This is a genomic window from Pseudarthrobacter linnaei, from assembly GCF_055412825.1.
Genome location: NZ_JBVAYX010000055.1, coordinates 1 through 5,787, shown reverse-complemented (window position 1 = coordinate 5,787; position 5,787 = coordinate 1). Strand labels below are relative to the sequence as shown.

The following is a 5,787-nucleotide window of genomic DNA, read 5'->3' as shown; positions in this document are numbered from 1 at the left end:
GTTAAATGCGGGAGAGCCCCAACCGTGTGGTTGGGGCTCTCGACCGTTTAATGATGTTCCGGCGGTGACCTACTCTCCCACACCCTCCCGGGTGCAGTACCATCGGCGCTGTGGGTCTTAGCTTCCGGGTTCGGAATGGGACCGGGCGTTTCCCCCACGCTATGACCGCCGTAACCCTTGCTCCCGTTCCACGCACGCCCTGGGGTGTGGTGGTGGGAAATCTGGTGTTACAACTGTGGTGTTGTTGTTTAGTTGTGGTTTTGTTCCTCAAGCAACGGGTTTGTTGTTTGGGAACCACATAGTGGACGCAAGCAGTCTTGTTATCTTTTACCCCTTTTCATGGTGTGAACGTCTTTTGAATCCGTTCACGAAAGGGGGTGTGTGGTGTAAGTTATCGGCCTATTAGTACCGGTCAGCTTCACGAGTCGTTAGTCCTCGCTTCCACATCCGGCCTATCAACCCAGTGGTCTGGCTGGGGGCCTCTCACACACAAGGTGTATGGAAATCTCATCTCGAAGCGAGCTTCCCGCTTAGATGCTTTCAGCGGTTATCCCATCCGAACGTAGCTAATCAGCGGTGCACTTGGCAGTACAACTGACACACCAGAGGTTCGTCCGTCCCGGTCCTCTCGTACTAAGGACAGCCCTTCTCAAATTTCCTGCGCGCGCAGCGGATAGGGACCGAACTGTCTCACGACGTTCTAAACCCAGCTCGCGTACCGCTTTAATGGGCGAACAGCCCAACCCTTGGGACCTACTCCAGCCCCAGGATGCGACGAGCCGACATCGAGGTGCCAAACCATGCCGTCGATATGGACTCTTGGGCAAGATCAGCCTGTTATCCCCGAGGTACCTTTTATCCGTTGAGCGACGGCCATTCCACAATGTACCGCCGGATCACTAGTCCCGACTTTCGTCCCTGCTCGAGATGTCTCTCTCACAGTCAAGCTCCCTTGTGCACTTACACTCGACACCTGATTGCCAACCAGGCTGAGGGAACCTTTGGGCGCCTCCGTTACTTTTTAGGAGGCAACCGCCCCAGTTAAACTACCCATCAGGCACTGTCCCTGACCCGGATTACGGGCCGAAGTTAGATGTCCAAAGTGACCAGAGTGGTATTTCAACGATGACTCCACCCGAACTGGCGTCCGGGCTTCAACGTCTCCCACCTATCCTACACAAGCCACTCCGAACACCAATACCAAACTATAGTAAAGGTCTCGGGGTCTTTCCGTCCTGCTGCGCGTAACGAGCATCTTTACTCGTACTGCAATTTCGCCGAGTTTATGGTTGAGACAGCGGGGAAGTCGTTACTCCATTCGTGCAGGTCGGAACTTACCCGACAAGGAATTTCGCTACCTTAGGATGGTTATAGTTACCACCGCCGTTTACTGGGGCTTGAATTCTCAGCTTCGCCTTGCGGCTAACCGGTCCTCTTAACCTTCCAGCACCGGGCAGGAGTCAGTCCGTATACATCGTCTTGCGACTTCGCACGGACCTGTGTTTTTAGTAAACAGTCGCTTCCCCCTGGTCTCTGCGGCCCCTGCACGCTCCGGACAGCTAGTGTCCATCACGATGGGGGCCCCCCTTCTCCCGAAGTTACGGGGGCATTTTGCCGAGTTCCTTAACCATAATTCTCTCGATCGCCTTAGTATTCTCTACCTGATCACCTGTGTCGGTTTGGGGTACGGGCGGCTAAAACCTCGCGTCGATGCTTTTCTAGGCAGCATAGGATCACCGAATCCCCCCTTACGGGAGTCCCATCGGGTCTCAGGCATCATGAACGGCGGATTTGCCTACCGTTCGCCCTACATCCTTAGACCGGGACAACCATCGCCCGGCTCGGCTACCTTCCTGCGTCACACCTGTTAATACGCTTGCCTCCCAGGATCAGGTCCCGCGCTCCACCAAAACCCTTCACCCACAAGGGGTGTCGGGCAGGTCTTGGGCGGTTAGTATCCCCTGTTCAGCATGGGCGGTTTTTCGCCGGTACGGGAATATCAACCCGTTGTCCATCGACTACGCCTGTCGGCCTCGCCTTAGGTCCCGACTTACCCAGGGCAGATTAGCTTGACCCTGGAACCCTTGATCATTCGGCGGACGGGTTTCTCACCCGTCTTTCGCTACTCATGCCTGCATTCTCACTCGTGTAGGCTCCACCGCTGGTTTACACCGCGACTTCACTGCCCACACGACGCTCCCCTACCACTCCAGACGCCTGAACCAACCCACAAGGGGCGGCTTAGCTAATATCTGAAATCCACAACTTCGGCGGTGTACTTGAGCCCCGCTACATTGTCGGCGCGGAATCACTTGACCAGTGAGCTATTACGCACTCTTTTAAGGATGGCTGCTTCTAAGCCAACCTCCTGGTTGTCTTCGCAACTCCACATCCTTTCCCACTTAGCACACGCTTAGGGGCCTTAGTTGGTGGTCTGGGCTGTTTCCCTCTCGACTATGAAGCTTATCCCCCACAGTCTCACTGCTGCGCTCTCACTTACCGGCATTCGGAGTTTGGCTGACGTCAGTAACCTTGTAGGGCCCATTAGCCATCCAGTAGCTCTACCTCCGGTAAGAAACACGCAACGCTGCACCTAAATGCATTTCGGGGAGAACCAGCTATCACGAAGTTTGATTGGCCTTTCACCCCTACCCACAGCTCATCCCCTCCATTTTCAACTGAAGTGGGTTCGGTCCTCCACGACGTCTTACCGTCGCTTCAACCTGGCCATGGGTAGATCACTTCGCTTCGGGTCTAGATCACGCCACTGCAACGCCCTATTCAGACTCGCTTTCGCTACGGCTTCCCCACACGGGTTAACCTCGCGACGTAACACTAACTCGCAGGCTCATTCTTCAAAAGGCACGCCGTCACCAGAATCAGACTGGCTCCGACGGATTGTAAGCACACGGTTTCAGGTACTGTTTCACTCCCCTCCCGGGGTACTTTTCACCTTTCCCTCACGGTACTGGTCCGCTATCGGTCATTAGGGAGTATTTAGGCTTATCAGGTGGTCCTGACAGATTCACACGGGATTTCTCGGGCCCCGTGCTACTTGGGATACTCCCCGGGCGGTACACAACATTTCGGTTACGGGGCTCACACCCTCTCTGGCCGGCCTTTCAAGACCGTTCACCTATGCCTGTACTACACACCCCACTGTCCCGGCAGAGACAGAATGGGAAGTCCCACAACCCCGACCATGCAACGCCCGCCGGCTATCACACATGGAACGGTTTAGCCTGATCCGCGTTCGCTCGCCACTACTGACGGAATCACTATTGTTTTCTCTTCCTGCGGGTACTGAGATGTTTCACTTCCCCGCGTTCCCTCCACGCACCCTATGTGTTCAGATGCGGGTCACCAGGCAGCTCGCGCCCCTGGCGGGGTTTCCCCATTCGGACACCCTGGGATCACAGTCCGGTTATCGACTCCCCCAGGCTTATCGCAGATTCCTACGTCCTTCTTCGGCTCCTAATGCCAAGGCATCCACCGTGTGCTCTTAAAAACTTGACCACAAAAGATCAATAAAACGCTATTCTTTCGAGAGAACCACGGAAACCACACCACCACCACCGGCCACACCCCAAAAGGCACAACCAACAACAGCAGCACAGATCCAGGTTCATATATCTTGGAAATTGCTTCTTATAAAAGATGCTCGCGTCCACTATGTAGTTCTCAAACAACAACCCCGTACCACACACCCCACACACATACGTGTGCGCTCGGCGCAGCCAGGAAACCAGAAACACAAGTCCCACACGACCTGACCCCCGCCCACGCTCCCCCGCAGGGAAACCAGCAGAAACCAGACAACATGGTCCTGTTGCCTCAGGACCCAACAGTGTGCCAAACACTAAACCGCCCGTACCCTCCCCCACACCGTTCCAGGACCACCACCCCCAAAGAGGCAAGCAAATCCGTACTGGGTGCCGGGGAAAAACCGGCGGCCGCTATTCGTTGATATTCCACCCGTGAGCACCCGCCGCAGAACTAGCGTCTGCGCAACGGGCGTACTCCTGACAACCCCTCCACACCCGCATACACGGGGCAAGGTGACTGTAGGTGCTCCTTAGAAAGGAGGTGATCCAGCCGCACCTTCCGGTACGGCTACCTTGTTACGACTTAGTCCCAATCGCCAGTCCCACCTTCGACAGCTCCCTCCCACAAGGGGTTAGGCCACCGGCTTCGGGTGTTACCAACTTTCGTGACTTGACGGGCGGTGTGTACAAGGCCCGGGAACGTATTCACCGCAGCGTTGCTGATCTGCGATTACTAGCGACTCCGACTTCATGGGGTCGAGTTGCAGACCCCAATCCGAACTGAGACCGGCTTTTTGGGATTAGCTCCACCTCACAGTATCGCAACCCTTTGTACCGGCCATTGTAGCATGCGTGAAGCCCAAGACATAAGGGGCATGATGATTTGACGTCGTCCCCACCTTCCTCCGAGTTGACCCCGGCAGTCTCCTATGAGTCCCCGCCATAACGCGCTGGCAACATAGAACGAGGGTTGCGCTCGTTGCGGGACTTAACCCAACATCTCACGACACGAGCTGACGACAACCATGCACCACCTGTAAACCGACCGCAAGCGGGGCACCTGTTTCCAGGTGTTTCCGGTTCATGTCAAGCCTTGGTAAGGTTCTTCGCGTTGCATCGAATTAATCCGCATGCTCCGCCGCTTGTGCGGGCCCCCGTCAATTCCTTTGAGTTTTAGCCTTGCGGCCGTACTCCCCAGGCGGGGCACTTAATGCGTTAGCTACGGTACGGAAAACGTGGAATGTCCCCCACACCTAGTGCCCAACGTTTACGGCATGGACTACCAGGGTATCTAATCCTGTTCGCTCCCCATGCTTTCGCTCCTCAGCGTCAGTTAATGCCCAGAGACCTGCCTTCGCCATCGGTGTTCCTCCTGATATCTGCGCATTTCACCGCTACACCAGGAATTCCAGTCTCCCCTACATCACTCTAGTCTGCCCGTACCCACCGCAGATCCGGAGTTGAGCCCCGGACTTTCACGGCAGACGCGACAAACCGCCTACGAGCTCTTTACGCCCAATAATTCCGGATAACGCTTGCGCCCTACGTATTACCGCGGCTGCTGGCACGTAGTTAGCCGGCGCTTCTTCTGCAGGTACCGTCACTTTCGCTTCTTCCCTACTGAAAGAGGTTTACAACCCGAAGGCCGTCATCCCTCACGCGGCGTCGCTGCATCAGGCTTTCGCCCATTGTGCAATATTCCCCACTGCTGCCTCCCGTAGGAGTCTGGGCCGTGTCTCAGTCCCAGTGTGGCCGGTCACCCTCTCAGGCCGGCTACCCGTCGTCGCCTTGGTGAGCCATTACCTCACCAACAAGCTGATAGGCCGCGAGTCCATCCAAAACCACAATAAAGCTTTCCACCCCCCACCATGCGATGAGGAGTCATATCCGGTATTAGACCCAGTTTCCCAGGCTTATCCCAGAGTTAAGGGCAGGTTACTCACGTGTTACTCACCCGTTCGCCACTAATCCCCCAGCAAGCTGGGATCATCGTTCGACTTGCATGTGTTAAGCACGCCGCCAGCGTTCATCCTGAGCCAGGATCAAACTCTCCGTTGAAGTAAAACAGACACAACCAACACCCCCGGGAAAACGGGACGTGCCGGCTGCACAAAATTTGAAACCAGCTGTAAAAACCAGACCACACCACGGGGTGGCAGGCCTGATCAATTCAACCAATTCAATACAATAAATTGGTATCAACAAACTTGGCACACTATTGAGTTCTCAAACAACAGACACA

The 5,787-nt window shown here is 55.5% G+C and carries 3 rRNA genes; all 3 read right to left on the bottom strand.

The features are described from left to right. Nucleotides 1–56 precede the first annotated feature (56 nt). A 5S ribosomal RNA gene (gene rrf, locus ACZYZ3_RS20320) occupies nt 57–173 on the bottom strand. A 208-nt stretch (nt 174–381) separates the two neighbouring features. Further along, nucleotides 382–3,516 (bottom strand): 23S ribosomal RNA (locus ACZYZ3_RS20315). A 563-nt stretch (nt 3,517–4,079) separates the two neighbouring features. Beyond that, nucleotides 4,080–5,603, bottom strand: a 16S ribosomal RNA gene (locus ACZYZ3_RS20310). Together the 16S, 23S and 5S rRNA genes form the textbook arrangement of a ribosomal RNA operon. Nucleotides 5,604–5,787 lie beyond the last annotated feature (184 nt).